The sequence below is a fragment of the Sphingobacterium sp. BIGb0165 genome, from assembly GCF_024810095.1.
Taxonomy (GTDB): Bacteria; Bacteroidota; Bacteroidia; order Sphingobacteriales; family Sphingobacteriaceae; genus Sphingobacterium; species Sphingobacterium detergens.
The window spans coordinates 442,571-459,400 of the sequence record NZ_JANUEB010000004.1; the positions used below are offsets into that span (position 1 = coordinate 442,571).

Sequence of the window (16,830 nt, forward strand, 5' to 3'; positions counted from 1 at the left end):
ATGCTAAATACACGTCTAGTTAAAGATACTTTCGTAAAACGGTCCACATTATTGTTGCTGCTGATTTCGCTTTCAGTTGTCCTCATTATTGCGGTCGGTTTAACCGTAAAATCCATTCCACTATTTGAATATAGCAATGTATTTCAGTTATTGACAGACAAAGTATGGGCACCTATGAAGGGCTCATTCGGATTTTTGCCTTTTATCGCTGGCACACTCGCTGTCACATTGATATCTCTTGCCATTGCCATACCACTGTGTATATTAACAGCTGTTTATCTGACTGAATATGCTTCAGATGCATTGAAAAATATGATGCTCCCGCTTGTTAATGTTTTGGCTGCCATTCCTCCAGTGCTATATGGTGTTTGGGGCGTGTTATTTATTGTACCATTGATCCAGCTTTATATTGCTCCGATTTTTGGCGTGGTGACATCTGGTTATTCGGTGTTAGCCGGTGGGATCGTATTGGCAGTCATGATATTTCCGATCATGATTTCAATTATGGTTGAGGTGCTCCAAACGATTCCATATGAATTAAAAGCAGCCTCTTTGTCTTTAGGAGCAACAAAATGGGATACCATAAAACATGTTATTCTCAAAAAAGCAAAGCCCGGGATTATTGCGGCAATTGTCCTATCAACCTCTCGTGCGTTTGGAGAAACGATTGCGGTATTAATGGTTTGTGGTAATGTGCCTAAGGTTCCTACGTCCATCTTTGATGCCGGTTACCCCATCCCAGCTTTAATTGCCAACAATTTTGGTGAGATGATGTCTATCCCACTTTATGAGTCAGCATTGATGTTTTCAGCATTATTGCTATTTGTGATCATATTTGTTTTCAATTTAATATCACGTCTGATCTTGAGACGTCTTGAAGGAGGTTTAGATGGATAATACCAAAAGAAGGTTATTGAGCGAAAAAATCGCGAAGGGCTTCATGCATCTATCCGGAATTACGGTGACGGCTTCACTGTTTTTTATTGTAGGTACAATACTTTATAAAGGTCTTCCCTATCTCGATTGGGATATGGTCAGCCAATTGCCCAAAGGTGGGTTTTACATCGGTAAAGAAGGCGGAATCTTAAATGCCATATTAGGTTCACTCTATCTGGCAGGTGTAGCGACTACCTTATCGGCTTTTATTGGTATTCCAATATCAATTTATCTGAATATCTATTTGGGTACAAAATCCAAAGTAACACAGTTTTCAAAGCTTTTGTTCGATGTACTTTACGGTGTTCCATCCATTGTTTATGGTGCTGTCGGCTTTGGTATCATGGTCTATTTTGGCATTAGAGCTTCGCTATTGGGTGGTATCCTTACGGTCACACTATTGACGATCCCTATTGTGGTACGGACAGTAGACGAATTAATCAAAACGATTCCTGAAGATTTGAAAAATGTCACGCTTTCCCTTGGTACAACACGTTGGGAGCTCGCTAAGGTTATGTTGCGGAGCATTCGCGCTGGACTATTAACGGCTATTCTGTTGGCGTTTGGAAGGGCTATTGGTGATGTTGCTGGTGTGCTATTGACAACAGGCTTCAGTGATAATCTGCCTAAATATATAGACGAGCCTGCAGCAACACTTCCCTTGGCCATATTTTTTCAGTTAAGTAGTCCAATTCCTGAGGTACAGGGGCGAGCTTACGCTTCAGCCCTGGTTTTAACAATCATTATTTTAATTATCGTAGTATGCACTCATATCCTTCAATCGAAACAAAAGAATCGTCGTTAAACAGTCCTTTGACTGATCCTCACATTAAGATCAAGGATCTCAATGTGTATATCGATGGGAGACATATCTTAAAGAATATTAATCTTGCCTTACCAAACAACAGTGTAACCTCGATCATTGGGCCCTCAGGTTGTGGTAAGACCACCTTGCTGAAAACACTTAATCGACTGGTTGACGATACGAAAGGTGTTGAAATAACGGGGTCTGTGCTCGTAAACGGTGAGGATATTTATGGTAAGGATGCTGAGGTAACACATATTCGTAAGAAGATGGGGCTTTTATCCCAAAAACCTTATCCCTTACCGATGTCCATCTACGATAATGTCGCTTATGGCCCGCGTATACATGGCACCAAGAATAAAAAAGAACTGGATAAGATTGTCGAGACACAATTACGAAATGTAGCCTTATGGGATGAGGTCAAGGATCGTTTGGGGCAGTCTGCAAGCGGTCTTTCGATTGGACAGCAGCAACGACTTTGCTTAGCCAGGGGCCTTGCTGTTGAACCTGAAATTATACTTGGCGATGAATCGACTTCTGCATTGGATCCACTATCTACAGCAAAAATTGAAGAATTATTAATCGAGCTGAAGCAGGATTATACCATTGTACTGGTTACACATATCTTACGACAAGCTAGAAGGGTGTCCGACTATATTCTTTTCGTTTATGGGGGGGAAATCCTTGAATTTGGCCCCACTGAGCAAGTGTTGTTAAATCCACAGCATGAGATCACAAAACAATATGTGAAAGGTTTTATCTCCTGATAAACTGCCTATCGTTTATATATATAAAAGTCGAAGATTCTAGGAGGCTCCATAAAATCTTCGACTTTTCACTTCTTTACTTTTATTACATCTTTATCTCAGGTCGAATAAATCATCAACACCTAATATCTTTTTAGAAGTAAATCCTTCCGCATACTTTGCCTGGATATAACGGCCAAATTCTCTCGCTCTAGCAGCAGTAGATTCCATAAAATCCGGATTGGAGATATAGGTTTGTGGCTCGTCTGGATTGGTGTTTTCACCTGTATAGAATTGTGTTTTATAGGCTAGGATTGACTTCTCCTTGATAGTATAGTAGTCCGTAATATCAATAACCACATCAGGCTTGATATAATAATCTTGTACAAACTGTAATACTAACCGTGGTCGAAAGGCTTCTTGGACATGATTATTTTCATCTTTTGTTTCCACTTTTCTTAAACCCGAAAGGAAACAAGCTTCATTCACAAGCTGTCCTGCCCTACCATGATCAGGGTGACGGTCGGTAATCGCATTGGTAATAACAATTTCAGGTTGGTATTTCCTTATTGCACTTATAATAGCCATTTTTTCTTCGATAGCATTTTCGAAAAAACCATCTCTGAGGCCAAGATTTTCGCGAGTAGCCAATCCCAGGATCGTTGCGGCATCTTTTGCCTCTTGCGCCCTTGTTTCAGCTGTACCGCGTGTACCTAGTTCGCCCTGTGTCAGGTCTACAATTCCTACTTTTTTTCCTTCAGCAACATATTTTGCCATTACTCCGCCTGCCCCTAATTCTGCGTCATCGGGATGCACAGCAATGACTAATAAATCTAGTTTTAGCATATTGATATCCTCTTTTTTGTTTACAGCTTCCAATTTCACCAAAATCGGTTAAAATGATTCTGCAGTTAATTCTTTCATATTGCTAGCTTATTTTGACGATAGCCAACATAGATGGACTTACTGCTGTGAAGCCGAGGTCAAAGGTAGAAAGTTTGTTGTTTACTCCGCTAAAAGTCGTTCGATATTACGACAAATTTTACCTGACAATGGCGAAGTCGTGGGGTAATAGAAATCCACAACCTCTCCCTGCTTGTTGATCAGGTACTTGTGAAAGTTCCAGGAAGGTTTACTATTTATATGACCGTTTTCTGTCTTATTTGAAAGAAAATTATACAATGGCGTCGTATAGGTACCAATGACATGGCTGCGCTTAAAAACCGGAAAACTGACTTGTTGGTTTATTCGACAAAATGTCTCTAACGTACTGCCTGTCAGGGGTTCTTGATTCCGAAAGTTATTGGATGGGAATGCTAGTATCTCAAACCCCTTTTCTTTATACTTTTGGTAGAGCTTTTCAAGCGATTTAAATTGTCTCGTAAACAGACACTGACTCGCTGTATTGACGACCAACAAAACCTTTCCTTCAAAATCCCCTAGAGATTTCATGGTTCCATTGAATTGCAAGGCATCAAAGTCATAAATCGTTTTCATATTATCTTAATTTAGGTATTTACATGAGGATCCGGATACTTTTTCAAGTCTCCTTGTAATTAGTATATTGAAGTCTACATGACCGGTTTAGGTCTTGATCTTTCAAATTCCCGGATAATGTTTTCGATTTCGAAGTCCTCCTTTGGATCGTACGCAGATTTTAGATTATGTCCAAAAATTTTGGCAACCCCTTGATAAAAGAACGCGGAAATTCCACCTTTCATTTCTTTTACCATTTCGTAGCTTGTGTGCCCTGTATAGCGATCGATCAGTTTTATAAGAATTTTACCCTGGGAAATGGTCATGTTTTTAATTTCCCTATTAAACATTTGTTTCACGTCATTTTCACAACGCTCCACCAAGGCTTCATGTTCCTTTTTTTCAGATGTCATGGCTAGATCCCGATCCAGCTGGTCGTATCTTTTTTGCGCATAGATCGCATAAGGGAGTACCTTCAGTACATTTCGTCTAAAGCGTAGATATTCCCGTCTTGCTTCCTCGCTTGACCATACTCGTTTTCTGACAATAACAACCTCAGGGATGGGAAACCAAGGTAGAATCTCGCCCGAAGGTAATGTTGTTTTCATATAATCAGTCACAGTCTCTTGTGCCCCTTCACCATATAATGGAAGAACAAGAGATTGAGCCTGTGTCACACCTGACAAGGTCCCAAGAAGAAAAAGCAAACCACCTACTATTGTCTTCATCTGAATGACTATATAACTCTTTTAATTTGTCAATGCTATTATATTTTGGTAAATTTATTACAAAATAAGTTAGCTTGATAATCGTATTCGAAATACATTAACTAAATTAAACAAAAATACTCAAAAAAACATCATTTACCTGCAACGTTTATGAAAGATTATGTGATTGATATAGAGGCAGAAAACAAAGAGATAAGAAAACGTTACCGTGCATTATTGCGCGCTTGCAAGCCTACTTTGCAGCGCGGGGATAAGCAAGAGATTCGTAAAGCTTTTGATTTGGCATTGGATAGTCATAAGGAAATGCGCCGCAAATCAGGAGAACCTTATATTTATCATCCTATTGCTGTGGCGCAAATTGCTGCTGAGGAAATAGGCTTAGGTACGACCTCCATTGTATGCGCTTTGCTCCATGATGTTGTTGAGGATACCAATGTAACCTTGGACGAAATTGAGGAAATGTTTGGAAAAAAAGTTCGTCGCATTATCGACGGATTAACTAAAATTTCCGGAATATTTGATCCCAATAGTTCAATGCAGGCCGAAAACTTCCGTAAAATGCTGCTCACTCTTGCAGACGACGTACGTGTTATTCTTATCAAATTGGCGGATAGGCTGCATAATATGCGGACGATGGAGTTTATGGCAAGAGATAAACAGCTGAAGATTGCTTCGGAGACCAGTTATCTTTATGCCCCTCTAGCCCACCGTTTGGGGCTTTATGCGATTAAATCAGAATTGGAGGACTTGTCCATGAAGTTCACCGATCCGGATACCTACAAATTTATTGCTCGAAAACTGAATGAGAAGAAGGCCGAGCGCGAGAGATTTATTGGTGATTTTATTGACCCTATTAAAGAAATTCTAGAAGAACAAGGGATTAAAGCATCTGTGTTTGGAAGGCCCAAATCCATCCATTCGATCTGGAACAAGATGCGCAAAAAGTCAATTCCATTCGAGGAAGTATATGATTTATTTGCCATCCGTATCGTCATCGATGCGGTAGACGAAAAGGAAAAAACCGAATGTTGGAAAGTATATTCCATTGTTACGGATTTATACCGCCCCAATCCAGACCGTTTACGCGATTGGATCTCCTCCCCCAAAGGGAATGGTTATGAATCTTTACATACCACAGTGATGGGCCCCAAAGGCCAATGGGTGGAGGTTCAGATCAGGACCAAACGGATGAATGAAATTGCAGAGAAAGGATTTGCGGCCCACTGGAAATATAAAGAGTCTAATTCGGATTCAGGCCTGGATCAATGGATCAAAAAGGTACGTGATGTATTGAGCAGCCCTGATCAGAATGCCATGGATTTTGTGGATGATTTTAAGATGAATTTGTTCTCCGATGAGATTTTTATCTTCACGCCAAAAGGTACACTGATTCAATTACCCAATAATGCCACAGCGTTGGACTTTGCCTTTGAGATCCACTCCGATATAGGTGCAAGTTGTATTGGTGCCAAAGTGAACCATAAATTGGTCCCACTTAGCCACGTCTTGCAAAATGGTGATCAAGTAGAGATTATTACATCGAGTAAGCAGTCTCCAAAAGAAGATTGGCTCAATTTTGTCGTTACCGCAAAAGCGAAATCTAAAATTAGATCCTCCCTTAAAGAAGAAAAACGAAGAGTCGCAGAGGACGGTAAGGAGATTCTGGAACGCAAATTGAAGTCTTTAAAAGTAACCTACAATACAGATAATATCAACAAGATTGCTAATTATCTGAAATATCCAAGTTCTCAGGACCTTTTTTATAACGTCGCAAAAGGCATTGTTGATATCAAGCAATTGCGCGAGTACGTGGCGCATGAGAAAGCAGTTGAAATTAATGCGGGTTCTTCTTCTGGCAATCAGTTCAATAGCCATATAGGTGGTTTAGTCGAAAAGATCAATAAGAAAGAGTTTGATACCATCCTTATTGGAGATGATATGCAAAAAGTTGACTATACCCTAGCCCCTTGTTGCAATCCGATTCCTGGCGATGATATTTTTGGCTTCCTGACAGTCAATGACGGTATCAAGATCCATCGTACCAGTTGCCCCAATGCGTCCAAGTTAATGGCGAATTATGGCTACCGTATACTGAAGGCACGCTGGGCTTCTACAAAAGACTCTGCATTCCTGACTGGGTTGCATATTGTGGGGATCGATGATGTCGGATTGGTCAATAAACTCACAACGGTTATTTCTCAAGAGTTTGCCGTTAATATTCGCTCCTTATCCATATCGAGTAATGATGGTATTTTTGATGGTAATATTATGGTATACGTCAATGATACACAGCAATTAGAGAGCTTGATGAAAAACCTCAAACAAGTAAGAGGGATCACAGGAGTAAATCGTTATGAATCTGAAAATTAATCAAATGAATATCACAATTTAGAAATACTATCAAATGTCAATCTAAATTGGTAAATTTGTACAAGAATATTTTTACTATGAATCAAGCTGAAAATTTTGCAACTGTAAAAAAAATCTTTGAAGCATACTTAGAAAATAAAAATCTAAGAAAAACTCCAGAGCGTTATGCTATCTTGGAAGAGATCTATTCACGTACTGATCACTTTGATGTTGAGTCTTTGTATATCCATATGAAGAACAAGAAATACCGTGTCAGCCGTGCTACAGTTTATAATACCCTCGAATTATTAGTGTCTTGTGATTTGGTTACTAAACACCAATTTGGCCGTAATATGGCTCAATTCGAAAAGTCTTACGGTTTCAAACAACACGACCACGTGATTTGTATTGAATGTAATAAGGTTGTAGAGTTTTGTGACCCTCGTATCAACCAGATCCAAAGCCTTATGGGGGACCTATTGAAGTTTGACATCAAACACCATTCTTTAAATTTATACGGTGTATGTCAAGATTGCCAGGAAAAAAATAAAAAAGAAGAAACCGTAGCCCAAGAAGCTATTTCAAATTAATCTTATATTTTTGTTAAATATAATAGTACATTTGTTCAGGAATGTTCAGGAGAAAAATTCCTGAACATTTTTATTTTTTTAATGAGTCTATTTTTATTAATAACATTTTAATTACTATACTTTAAAAGCTATGCAAGTTGATGTGCTTTTGGGCTTACAATGGGGTGACGAGGGTAAAGGTAAAATCGTAGACGTATTTTGTCCAAAATACGATTTAATCGCTCGTTTCCAAGGCGGCCCTAACGCCGGACACACGTTGGAATTTGATAACAAAAAATTCGTGCTCAACACAATTCCATCTGGTATCTTCAATGAAGGTACACTAAATCTTATTGGTAATGGTGTCGTTATTGATCCGATTATCCTAAAAAGAGAATTAGACAACCTTAAGACAGCTGGTTTTGATCCGGTGGGTAAAGGCAATTTGGTGCTAGCGCGCAAAGCACACCTTATTTTGCCAACACACCAATTATTGGATGCCGCTTCAGAATCGAAAATGGGCGCAGGCAAGATTGGATCTACCTTAAAAGGTATCGGCCCGACGTACATGGATAAGACTGGTAGAAACGGCTTACGTGTAGGTGATACGACACTTCCAGATTTTCAAGAGCGTTACCAAAAGTTGAAAGAAAAGCATTTAAATATTCTTTCACACTATGGCGATATTCCTGATTTCAGTGAAAAAGAACAAGCGTTCCTAGATGCTATCGAATTTATTAAAACCATTCCTCATGTTGATTCAGAGCATTTAGTCAATCAATATCTGAAAGAAGGCAAACGTGTATTGGCTGAGGGAGCTCAAGGTACCCTTTTAGATGTGGATTTCGGTTCTTATCCATTTGTTACTTCATCAAATACAACTACTGCTGGAGCTTGTACCGGTCTTGGTATCGCTCCCAATAAAATTGGTAAGGTATACGGTATTTTCAAAGCTTATGCGACCCGCGTAGGTGGAGGTCCCTTCCCTACTGAACTTCATGATGAGACTGGTGAAAAACTACGTCAATTGGGTCATGAGTTTGGCGCTACAACAGGACGTGCCCGTCGTACAGGATGGATTGATATCCCAGCACTGAAATATGCGATTATGCTGAATGGTGTGACTGATTTAATCATGATGAAGGCGGATGTATTGGATACTTTCGACAAGATTTATGCTTGTACACATTATAAATATAATGGTGAGGTAATTGATTATATGCCATACGAGATTATTACTCATCAAGCAGAACCGATCTTGGAAGAAATTCAAGGCTGGAAACAAGATTTGACTGGTATCACATCTGAGGGCGAGATTCCTGAGGCGTTAAACAACTATATTTCTTATTTGGAGAAAGCACTTGAAGTTCCTATCACGATTTTATCGGTAGGTCCGGATCGTAAACAAACACTGGCTTTATCAAAGTAAAATATGAGGATCGAAAGTTTTGATCTTCTCGATTCTAAAGATAAATTTCATCAGAAAGCCCTGCATTGGTCGGGGCAATTTGATGAAATTTCTTTCTTTAATAGCAACGGCGCGCCTGACGAATGGGGAAGATTTGAGAGTGTATTGGCGGTGAAGGCCTTGCATTCATTTTGTGCCGATGATGATGTATTGGATCAATTGCAGCAATTCCTAGTCAAACATCAATGCGAGTTTATTCCGGGATTTCTATCCTATGATCTTAAGAATGAGATCGAAAATTTACATACTAGCGCCACTGATAAGCTCGGATTTCCAGCAGCCTATTTTTTTGTTCCAACCATTACGGTCAGATGGGCCGCTAATCAGGTTCACATCCAAGCCGATGATCCAGTTGCGGTGTATCAGTCCATCTGCGACACAACAATTCCACAGATAGATGCTACCCTGGATCTGCACGTACGCTCGCGGTGGACGAAAGAAGAATATTTTGCCGCCTTTGATAAGGTACAACAACATATCCAACGTGGTGATATCTATGAAGTAAATCTCTGTCAGGAGTTCTTCGCCGAAAATGCAGATATTAACCCTATCGAGGTTTATCTAAAATTGAATACTGTATCACCTACTCCATTCAGCAACTTTTTTAAAGTTGGCCATCATTATATCATGAGCGCTTCTCCGGAACGGTTTTTGGCGAAAAGACAAGGTAAACTGATTTCTCAGCCCATTAAAGGCACTGCTAAAAGAGGTGTTACAGCGTACGAGGATCAAGAGATTGTCAGTCGTATGCTCCAATCACAAAAGGAGATCGCCGAAAATGTAATGATTGTGGATCTTGTCCGTAATGATTTAACGCGAAGTGCCTTTCCCGGAACGGTTGAAGCAACACGTTTGTTTGAAATCCAATCTTTTAAACAGGTGCATCAGATGATATCTACCATCACCTGTACTCAAGATCCAAAGGTGTCCAATATGGACGTATTTAGACATACATTTCCTGCAGGTTCAATGACAGGTGCGCCTAAGATTGCAGCAATGGGAATCTGTGATCGGATTGAAGGCTCCAAAAGGGGTATTTACGCGGGTTCGGCAGGCTATTTTGATACTGTTCGTGATGAATTTGATTTTAATGTAGTGATCCGCTCCCTCCTATACAACAAGCGGGAACATTACCTGTCCTTTCATACAGGTGGGGCTGTTACCAACCAAGCATTAGCGGAACAAGAATATCAAGAGTGCCTGCTGAAAGCCTCAGCTCTTCTATATGCATTGGATACGGTGGTACAATGATAAAACTATACTAATTTTGTAGAGAATATTTTTTGCTTCAACTATTTTTTCGACCTTTGTGCTGTTGAAAATGCAGATTCCTTATATTGATATACATACACATCAGCCCAATGCTATAAAGGATGGCTCCAGTCTATCTATTGTAAACGTAGCATTGAACCATAATGAGACTATCATTAAGGGGGGAGACTGCTCGATTGGGTTACATCCATGGTATATCAACAACAATACAGAAAAAGCATTGGAATTGATGCGGACAATGATACAAAACGCAAATGTTTTAGCAGTAGGTGAAAGTGGTCTGGACAAAAATAGTGACGTACCCTTCGCGGAACAACAAGCAGTTTTTAACCAACAGATTCTATTGGCCATAGCTTTTCAGAAACCGCTGATTATTCATTGTGTTCGTGCTTTTCAGGAGATTCAGGCTTCTTTGGTAAAAGAAAAATTTCGACTCCCGGTTATCTTTCATGGTTATCGCAAGAATTGGATCTTAGCCAAACAGCTCATTGATAAAGGGTACTACCTTTCAATCGGTGTCCATTGTTTGGATGGCAGCCAGGACCAAGTCGTAAAAAATATTCCCCTTGCACATTTATTTTTGGAAACAGATACCGATACAGCAACGGAAATTGCTAGCCTATATCAATATGTCGCTCAAGTTCGATCTATTCCAGTAGAGATGCTAAAGCAGGCATTATATCATAATTATAAGATTGTATTAAAAAAATGAAAGATTTAAGTTGGCTGTCACGCACTGAGGCATTGGTCGGTAGGACAGCTTTGGAAAAATTAGCGGATTCACACGTAATGGTTCTGGGTCTAGGTGGTGTAGGTTCCTTTGCAGCAGAATTTATCTGTCGTGCAGGGGTTGGTAAAATGACCATTATAGATGGTGATACGGTAGACCCATCTAACAGAAATAGACAACTCCCAGCTCTTGCAACGAACCACGGTGAAGCGAAGGCTGAAATCATGAGACAGCGTCTTTTGGCTATCAATCCAGAATTGGAGTTGACCGTGATCAAGGACTTTATTATCCCCGAAAAAATACCAGCTTTATTGGACATGAAACCTGACTATTGTGTGGAAGCCATTGATAGTATCACACCAAAGTTATTCTTTATCAGACTGGCACTGGATGCAAAAATGCCATTTGTAAGTTCAATGGGTGCGGGCGGTAAAGTTGATCCAACTAAAATTGAGATTGCCGATATTAGTAAGTCCTATAACTGCAAGTTAGCCCAGCATATCCGCAAAAAATTGCGTAAACATGGTATCCGTGACGGTGTTAAAGTTGCCTTCTCAACTGAATTGCCAGACAAAAAATCCTTGCTGTATACCGATGGAAGTAATTTCAAGAAATCGGCTTATGGAACAATGTCTTATCTACCGGCAGCTTTTGGCGGTGCGATTGCTTCAGTTGCTATTCGGGATCTGATGGAAAATCCCTAAATTGGTGCTAAATAAACATATGCATAAATTATAAGAGCTACTCGCCTATGGGTTTGTAGCTCTTATTTTGTTATGGATACGGGTGAGCTATCGACTCGTTACCGCTTTCATATCAAGACCTTTTGGTTTAATATGTTCCAATCTTTTCTTTAACGAATCCAATTGCGATTTTTCAATATTTCCGGTAGCAATAATTGTCCCCTCCTTTACTTGAGCTGTAATCGTCGGAAAATCCTTTAAAACCCGATTGACATCTCTGGTTAAAGTAGAATCCACCGCCCCCTCTACTATTTCATGATATTTTTCGCGTGCGTCTTCCGGTTCTGGAAGATTGACCATAATATTGTTATGGATAGATTTGATACTTTCACCACCGGTCAGCTTTGTTTTCTCTTCAATAGCCTGTTTCAATGAATCTGATCCTAATTGTCCGTTTAAGGTAACATTACCCGCTTCTACATCCACTGCTATGCCTTGGTTATCTGCTAAAGCTTCTTCAATTTTAGACTTTAACTTATCATCGGATTCTGGTGACCGGCATGAGTGAACAAAAGGTAAAACACCTAATGAAAATATCAAAAGTAAGTTGTTTAATTTCATCGTATCGTTTTATTTTCGTTCATAGTAAAAACAGTTAGATTGAGATATTGTTTAGCTTTCCTGTATTTTGGCGATTAATAGACTCCTGTAATTGTCTGATTTAGTTTGTTAAATAGAAAGCTATCTCCTGTTTTTTTACTCAGAAGCAGTTGACCTATAGGTGATACTGGTGAAATTGCAAATACATTCATATCGTCTATTTTTAATGCACCGATACTAGTTGCAATAAAGTAGAGTCCTAGATTTGTCTTGACAAGGCTCCCTAGTTTTACAAAGTCCGTTGCGTCTGTTATTGTTGTCGCTATATTGGTCAGTTGTAACAGGTCTTTATTCGCTTCCAGAAGTTGTCCCTGATAGCGATTGATATCTTGTTGGATCATCTCGCGGGAAGTTTCATATTTGTCACCAGCGCTACTTTTTGTATCGTCATTACTGGAATCTCTAGCGGTTTCCAGAGCAGATTCAATCATCGCGATCCGATCATTTGTCCGTGCGATGGAAACTTCTAAAACCATCTTTTTTATATCAAAATAGCTATTTGTCATTCTGAAAAATAAGAAATATGTTTTATTCAAAAAAAAATAAAAACAATAGGCTTAAGTTCAACAGTATAGAGAAAATCAAGCTGTAAAAAACACGAGGGGTATTGCAATAAAGTAAAAAATTACTACATTTGTGCACTGAAACACGGAAAGGTGTCAGAGTGGTCGAATGAGCAGTCCTGGAAAGACTGTATACGGGATGACTGTATCGAGGGTTCGAATCCCTCCCTTTCCGCAAAATAAAGAGCAACTGTAAAAAGTTGCTCTTTTTTGTTTCGTAGAAACTCCCCTTCTTTATTCCTAGAAAAATTTGATAAAGCACACATACACATTTTTTTGATTTTATCATGTAAACTTTTATCTACTGTTTTGGCAGCTTACTGTTTTAGCGCAAATAATTTAATCATTGTTTCACAATAAAAACAATTTATTACGTTATCTTTATTAGGAGCGTAAATCGCATTTATCACATAAAAATTTATAATAGAAAAAATGGGAAAATTTGTAGTGAAAACAAGAAAAGATGGCGAATTCCAGTTTAATTTAAAAGCTGGAAATGGTCAGGTTATTTTGAACAGTGAAGGATATAAAACAAAGGCGAACTGTTTAAATGGGATTGAATCTGTAAAACGTAACGCCCAGGATAATGATAAATTTGAAAGAAAGACTTCAACAAATGGGAAGCACTATTTCAACTTGAAAGCGACCAACGGCCAAGTTATAGGAACAAGCGAAATGTATGAAAGTGCGAGTGGAATGGAAAACGGTATTGAATCTGTAAAATCAAACGCGCCAGATGCAACGATCGAAGACCTCGATTAGCAAATAAAAAATGATTTGTATAATCAAGTGCAAGTAGAGCGCGATATTATATGTCGGGCTTTACTTATATAAGAACATGATAGGTTCCGCTTTCAAAAAGCAATAACACTTTTACAAATACCGATCCCCCCCTGCTATTTCTAAATCATTAATACTCGCGTACCGTTTTCTCATCAGACCATTTTCATCAAACTCCCAGTTCTCATTTCCATAGGCTCTAAACCATCTTCCATCTTTGTTTCTGTATTCATACTCAAATCGGACAGCAATTCTATTTTCGGTATGAGACCAATACTCTTTTTTCAATTTATAATCAAGTTCATTCGCCCATTTTGTCGTTAGAAACTGGACAATCTCTTCCCTCCCATTGATAAATAGATGCCGATTTCGCCATTCGCTGTCTATTGTATAAGCCATAGACACCCGCTCAGGATTCTGGGAGTTCCATGCATCTTCAGCCATCTGGATCTTTTGTTTTGCCGTTTCCAATGTAAAAGGTGGCAATGGATGTTTCTGTTCCATAAATTTTAAATAATATGATTAACAATTTCTTTTGATTTCAGAACTAGTTCATTTGATCTAAAAAGCTGACTTTCAATAATTGCGCTTTCAAACAACAGATAGATATGCGCAGCCAATAACCCCTCACCAAGTATTTCTGTGAAAAATTTCCTGAGATCATTTTTGTGAGACTGTATGACAGAAAGAATTGCATCTTGTTGTTTTGAGAGCTCAGAAAGAATATTTAGAAAACTACAACCTCTAAAATCCTCCTTCTCATTCATACAAATAATGAAATCAAATGCAGCTAATATGGATTGTTTATGGCTGACTGAGTCTTGCGTATATGCACGGAGCTCCGAAAACCAAAAGTCATGTCTGGAGGTCAAAAAAGCGATGCAAAGATCATCTTTGGATTTAAAATGCTGATAAAAACTAGCTTTGGCAACCTTTGCCTCACTTATGATCTGATTTATTCCTGTACTATTGTATCCCTGTTGATGGAATAATAAGGAGGTTGTATTTAAAACTCTATCTCTTGGATTATCCATTTCTTTAAGATTTTATAATACAAAAATAGAAAACAATTGTTGAACAGACAAGTCTGTCTGTTCAACAATTGTTTTAAATAGAATCATAAAAGATACCTGTTATGAAGCAATAGTATCTGTAATTTATCTTATATTCAGTTGGTTATGGTTATTTTTTTGGAAGTTGTTGCTATATAAAAATTAGCTGTAAAGAACTTTTATCAGCATTCTCAAAAACTTAATGTGCATTAAGTTTACTACTTAATCTAGATTATTCTTTAAAAGAGTGGCCTTATCTAATTTTACCAGTGAGAAAAATAGGTCGCGAATGTGGTCTATTAAGATTATCAAAAAATTTAAAAAACAACGTTATGGCAAGTTTTCCAATTCGTGATCAAAAGAAGGATCATCTGATCACTCCAGAAAATGCGGCTTTAATCATTATTGATTATCAGCCGGTACAGGTTAATTCGATAGCCTCCATGGATAGGCAACTCCTTATTAACAATATTGTTGGGTTGGCCAAGATGGCAAAGCTCTATAATCTGCCTATCATCCTTTCAACTGTCAATGTGAAAACTGGTTTGAACTTTGAAACAATTCCCCAATTACGGAAGGAGCTTAAAGGAATACCTTCCTATGATCGAACAACAATAAATGCTTGGGAGGATGTAGAATTTTTAAAGGCTGTTAAAAAAACAAAACGGTCTAAACTCATTATGACTGCCTTATGGACTGAAGCCTGCCTTTCCTTCCCTTCTTTGGATGCACTACAAGAGGGGTTTGAAGTTTATCCGGTCGTTGATGCTGTCGGGGGTACTTCCATAGCAGCACATGATGCCGCATTGCGCAGAATTGAACAAGCCGGAGGTCAGCCGGTTAGTGTTGCACAACTTTTCTGTGAATTACAACGAGATTGGGCGAGAGCAGATACCGCCCATGGCTTTATGAATCTTTTTATAGAAACTGGCGGAACTGCGGGTATTCAATTTTCGTATGACAAAGCTGAATAAATAATGGATGCAAGGTCCTAAAAATAATTAACAATCTATCCCCAGGATAATTTTTATCAGCGATCCTGGGGATAACTAAAGATAGCTCAACGATTTCTGCCAATAATCTATTAACTTTATGTAAAGGAGCTTATAAAAAATGGGAAAAGTATTTAGCTATTTAAAGGTGGTCATTTTTTACTTGCTTACATTGCTCATTTTTGTTGGCTCATCTGCTATTACAAAACAGCTGCCGTCATCAGATCTGCTTTCTATAATCATTGCATCCACCCTTACTTTTGCCTTGGTTTATTGGTTCATTCGGAATGATAAAAGTACACTTTCCAAAAACGGGCTAGGTTATAATAGAAAGAGCTTCATATACTTTGCATCGGGATTTGGTATGGGTATAGTTATGGTGCTTATAATGACCTTGATTGTAATTAATTTTAGCGAAGTATCCTTTATTCAGTCGCAAACCTTTGATCCACATACTTTAGGCGTATATATTCCATTATTTCTTTTTGTCGCCTGTCGTGAAGAACTTGTCTTTAGGACATATATGCTTTGGAAATTAAAGGCAAATGCTGGTTCTGTTATTGCAATGATTATTGTTACAGCGGTTTTCATTATTGAACACCTACTAGGTGGTTATTCTGTCGTAAATGCATTTATTGGATCAGGATTGGGAGCGATCCTATTTGGCTTTGCTACTTTGAGAACAGGGAATATCGCGCTATCGGCTGGACTTCATTTTGCTTGGAATCTAATACATTGGCTATTTGGCTTCAAGGGGAATACCGGTTTTTTTATCGAGACAGTTCGTAGCGGAACAGAACAACAGGCCGAAACGGTCGCATTTATAGGCTATGTTGTTGCAATGACATTAGGCATCGGTGTAGTTTATCTATTCTTTAAACCTTTAAACCTGCGATTGGAAAAGTCGGGAATCGACTAAAAATCATCAATACTGAGAATACTGCAGCCAATAGTCCAAGAGCATCTTCCTGAAATTTGAATCACAAAAAACTAAATCTCCCGAAATTGTAAAATTCTGTAA

At 38.6% G+C, this 16,830-nt stretch carries 19 protein-coding genes and 1 tRNA gene; 13 read left to right on the plus strand and 7 right to left on the minus strand.

Going from position 1 to position 16,830, the window contains the following annotated elements:
* The 3 genes from pstC to M2408_RS11330 are packed head-to-tail and all read left to right on the plus strand — an operon-like array spanning nucleotide 1 to nucleotide 2,508.
* Nucleotides 1-897 carry a phosphate ABC transporter permease subunit PstC gene (pstC, locus tag M2408_RS11320; protein ID WP_259181827.1) on the plus strand — a complete coding sequence of 299 codons (897 nt, stop codon included), beginning with the start codon at nucleotides 1-3 and terminating at the stop codon, nucleotides 895-897.
* Complete coding sequence (locus M2408_RS11325; protein ID WP_259181828.1) at nucleotides 890-1,741, plus strand: PstA family ABC transporter permease; 852 nt, start codon at nucleotides 890-892, stop codon at nucleotides 1,739-1,741. The genes pstC and M2408_RS11325 overlap by 8 nt, the downstream gene beginning before the upstream one ends.
* Nucleotides 1,699-2,508: a phosphate ABC transporter ATP-binding protein gene (locus tag M2408_RS11330; RefSeq protein WP_259181829.1), complete on the plus strand. Its 810-nt coding sequence runs from the start codon at nucleotides 1,699-1,701 to the stop codon at nucleotides 2,506-2,508. Before M2408_RS11325 ends, M2408_RS11330 begins: the two co-directional genes overlap by 43 nt.
* A 93-nt stretch (nucleotides 2,509-2,601) precedes the next feature.
* Here the strand turns inward: M2408_RS11330 and bshB1 are convergent, their stop codons facing one another.
* The 3 genes from bshB1 to M2408_RS11345 all read right to left on the minus strand — a co-directional run bounded on the left by bshB1 (nucleotide 2,602) and on the right by M2408_RS11345 (nucleotide 4,691).
* Complete coding sequence (gene bshB1 / locus M2408_RS11335) at nucleotides 2,602-3,333, minus strand: bacillithiol biosynthesis deacetylase BshB1 (protein ID WP_259181831.1); 732 nt, start codon at nucleotides 3,331-3,333, stop codon at nucleotides 2,602-2,604.
* Nucleotides 3,334-3,492: 159 nt separating this feature from the next.
* A complete protein-coding gene (locus tag M2408_RS11340) occupies nucleotides 3,493-3,984 on the minus strand; it encodes a glutathione peroxidase (protein ID WP_259181833.1) in 492 nt (163 codons plus the stop codon).
* 74 nt (nucleotides 3,985-4,058) lie between these two features.
* Nucleotides 4,059-4,691 carry a DUF4294 domain-containing protein gene (locus tag M2408_RS11345; RefSeq protein WP_120257511.1) on the minus strand — a complete coding sequence of 211 codons (633 nt, stop codon included), beginning with the start codon at nucleotides 4,689-4,691 and terminating at the stop codon, nucleotides 4,059-4,061.
* Between the two features lie 150 nt (nucleotides 4,692-4,841).
* Between M2408_RS11345 and M2408_RS11350 the strand changes: the two genes are divergently transcribed.
* The 6 genes from M2408_RS11350 (at nucleotide 4,842) to M2408_RS11375 (ending at nucleotide 11,783) form a co-directional block, all read left to right on the plus strand.
* The gene (locus tag M2408_RS11350; RefSeq protein ID WP_120257512.1) at nucleotides 4,842-7,061 is read left to right on the plus strand and encodes a bifunctional (p)ppGpp synthetase/guanosine-3',5'-bis(diphosphate) 3'-pyrophosphohydrolase; all 2,220 of its coding nucleotides are present in this window, start codon (nucleotides 4,842-4,844) and stop codon (nucleotides 7,059-7,061) included.
* A 77-nt stretch (nucleotides 7,062-7,138) separates the two neighbouring features.
* The gene (locus M2408_RS11355) at nucleotides 7,139-7,630 is read left to right on the plus strand and encodes a Fur family transcriptional regulator (protein ID WP_104381932.1); all 492 of its coding nucleotides are present in this window, start codon (nucleotides 7,139-7,141) and stop codon (nucleotides 7,628-7,630) included.
* 130 nt (nucleotides 7,631-7,760) lie between these two features.
* On the plus strand, nucleotides 7,761-9,038 hold the full coding sequence (locus tag M2408_RS11360; RefSeq protein ID WP_120257513.1) for an adenylosuccinate synthase: 1,278 nt from the start codon (nucleotides 7,761-7,763) through the stop codon (nucleotides 9,036-9,038).
* A 3-nt stretch (nucleotides 9,039-9,041) separates the two neighbouring features.
* Complete coding sequence (locus M2408_RS11365; protein WP_259181836.1) at nucleotides 9,042-10,328, plus strand: anthranilate synthase component I family protein; 1,287 nt, start codon at nucleotides 9,042-9,044, stop codon at nucleotides 10,326-10,328.
* A gap of 70 nt (nucleotides 10,329-10,398) precedes the next feature.
* Complete coding sequence (locus M2408_RS11370; protein ID WP_259181837.1) at nucleotides 10,399-11,061, plus strand: TatD family hydrolase; 663 nt, start codon at nucleotides 10,399-10,401, stop codon at nucleotides 11,059-11,061.
* Complete coding sequence (locus M2408_RS11375) at nucleotides 11,058-11,783, plus strand: tRNA threonylcarbamoyladenosine dehydratase (protein WP_259181839.1); 726 nt, start codon at nucleotides 11,058-11,060, stop codon at nucleotides 11,781-11,783. Before M2408_RS11370 ends, M2408_RS11375 begins: the two co-directional genes overlap by 4 nt.
* An 87-nt stretch (nucleotides 11,784-11,870) precedes the next feature.
* Here the strand turns inward: M2408_RS11375 and M2408_RS11380 are convergent, their stop codons facing one another.
* Nucleotides 11,871-12,383, minus strand: a complete 513-nt coding sequence (locus M2408_RS11380) for a BON domain-containing protein (protein ID WP_259181841.1) — start codon at nucleotides 12,381-12,383, stop codon at nucleotides 11,871-11,873.
* A gap of 74 nt (nucleotides 12,384-12,457) precedes the next feature.
* The gene (locus M2408_RS11385; RefSeq protein WP_147420314.1) at nucleotides 12,458-12,898 is read right to left on the minus strand and encodes a hypothetical protein; all 441 of its coding nucleotides are present in this window, start codon (nucleotides 12,896-12,898) and stop codon (nucleotides 12,458-12,460) included.
* A gap of 174 nt (nucleotides 12,899-13,072) precedes the next feature.
* On the opposite strand from M2408_RS11385, the gene M2408_RS11390 reads away from it, so the two are divergent.
* Nucleotides 13,073-13,160, plus strand: a tRNA-Ser gene (locus M2408_RS11390).
* A gap of 257 nt (nucleotides 13,161-13,417) precedes the next feature.
* Nucleotides 13,418-13,747, plus strand: a complete 330-nt coding sequence (locus tag M2408_RS11395; protein ID WP_120257519.1) for a YegP family protein — start codon at nucleotides 13,418-13,420, stop codon at nucleotides 13,745-13,747.
* Between the two features lie 111 nt (nucleotides 13,748-13,858).
* Here M2408_RS11395 and M2408_RS11400 read toward each other — a convergent pair whose 3' ends face one another.
* Together M2408_RS11400 and M2408_RS11405 are read right to left on the minus strand one after the other, a co-directional pair.
* A complete protein-coding gene (locus M2408_RS11400; protein WP_259181851.1) occupies nucleotides 13,859-14,269 on the minus strand; it encodes a nuclear transport factor 2 family protein in 411 nt (136 codons plus the stop codon).
* A gap of 5 nt (nucleotides 14,270-14,274) precedes the next feature.
* Nucleotides 14,275-14,799 carry a TetR/AcrR family transcriptional regulator gene (locus tag M2408_RS11405; RefSeq protein WP_259181852.1) on the minus strand — a complete coding sequence of 175 codons (525 nt, stop codon included), beginning with the start codon at nucleotides 14,797-14,799 and terminating at the stop codon, nucleotides 14,275-14,277.
* 350 nt (nucleotides 14,800-15,149) lie between these two features.
* On the opposite strand from M2408_RS11405, the gene M2408_RS11410 reads away from it, so the two are divergent.
* Both M2408_RS11410 and M2408_RS11415 read left to right on the plus strand, forming a co-directional pair.
* Nucleotides 15,150-15,791 carry a hydrolase gene (locus tag M2408_RS11410; protein WP_259181855.1) on the plus strand — a complete coding sequence of 214 codons (642 nt, stop codon included), beginning with the start codon at nucleotides 15,150-15,152 and terminating at the stop codon, nucleotides 15,789-15,791.
* Between the two features lie 139 nt (nucleotides 15,792-15,930).
* Nucleotides 15,931-16,728 (plus strand): CPBP family intramembrane glutamic endopeptidase, encoded by a 798-nt coding sequence (locus M2408_RS11415; RefSeq protein WP_259181858.1) that lies wholly within the window; start codon nucleotides 15,931-15,933, stop codon nucleotides 16,726-16,728.
* Nucleotides 16,729-16,830 lie beyond the last annotated feature (102 nt).

Bases quoted from the DNA above. Each gene is read 5' to 3' on its own strand.
- M2408_RS11400 (WP_259181851.1), bottom strand. From the start codon at position 14,269: ATGGAACAGAAACATCCATTGCCACCTTTTACATTGGAAACGGCAAAA.
- pstC (WP_259181827.1), top strand. From the start codon at position 1: ATGCTAAATACACGTCTAGTTAAAGATACTTTCGTAAAACGGTCCACA.
- M2408_RS11360 (WP_120257513.1), top strand. From the start codon at position 7,761: ATGCAAGTTGATGTGCTTTTGGGCTTACAATGGGGTGACGAGGGTAAA.
- M2408_RS11345 (WP_120257511.1), bottom strand. From the start codon at position 4,691: ATGAAGACAATAGTAGGTGGTTTGCTTTTTCTTCTTGGGACCTTGTCA.
- M2408_RS11370 (WP_259181837.1), top strand. From the start codon at position 10,399: ATGCAGATTCCTTATATTGATATACATACACATCAGCCCAATGCTATA.
- M2408_RS11375 (WP_259181839.1), top strand. From the start codon at position 11,058: ATGAAAGATTTAAGTTGGCTGTCACGCACTGAGGCATTGGTCGGTAGG.
- M2408_RS11410 (WP_259181855.1), top strand. From the start codon at position 15,150: ATGGCAAGTTTTCCAATTCGTGATCAAAAGAAGGATCATCTGATCACT.
- M2408_RS11350 (WP_120257512.1), top strand. From the start codon at position 4,842: ATGAAAGATTATGTGATTGATATAGAGGCAGAAAACAAAGAGATAAGA.
- bshB1 (WP_259181831.1), bottom strand. From the start codon at position 3,333: ATGCTAAAACTAGATTTATTAGTCATTGCTGTGCATCCCGATGACGCA.
- M2408_RS11415 (WP_259181858.1), top strand. From the start codon at position 15,931: ATGGGAAAAGTATTTAGCTATTTAAAGGTGGTCATTTTTTACTTGCTT.
- M2408_RS11380 (WP_259181841.1), bottom strand. From the start codon at position 12,383: ATGAAATTAAACAACTTACTTTTGATATTTTCATTAGGTGTTTTACCT.
- M2408_RS11330 (WP_259181829.1), top strand. From the start codon at position 1,699: ATGCACTCATATCCTTCAATCGAAACAAAAGAATCGTCGTTAAACAGT.
- M2408_RS11405 (WP_259181852.1), bottom strand. From the start codon at position 14,799: ATGGATAATCCAAGAGATAGAGTTTTAAATACAACCTCCTTATTATTC.
- M2408_RS11395 (WP_120257519.1), top strand. From the start codon at position 13,418: ATGGGAAAATTTGTAGTGAAAACAAGAAAAGATGGCGAATTCCAGTTT.
- M2408_RS11365 (WP_259181836.1), top strand. From the start codon at position 9,042: ATGAGGATCGAAAGTTTTGATCTTCTCGATTCTAAAGATAAATTTCAT.
- M2408_RS11355 (WP_104381932.1), top strand. From the start codon at position 7,139: ATGAATCAAGCTGAAAATTTTGCAACTGTAAAAAAAATCTTTGAAGCA.
- M2408_RS11325 (WP_259181828.1), top strand. From the start codon at position 890: ATGGATAATACCAAAAGAAGGTTATTGAGCGAAAAAATCGCGAAGGGC.
- M2408_RS11340 (WP_259181833.1), bottom strand. From the start codon at position 3,984: ATGAAAACGATTTATGACTTTGATGCCTTGCAATTCAATGGAACCATG.
- M2408_RS11385 (WP_147420314.1), bottom strand. From the start codon at position 12,898: ATGGTTTTAGAAGTTTCCATCGCACGGACAAATGATCGGATCGCGATG.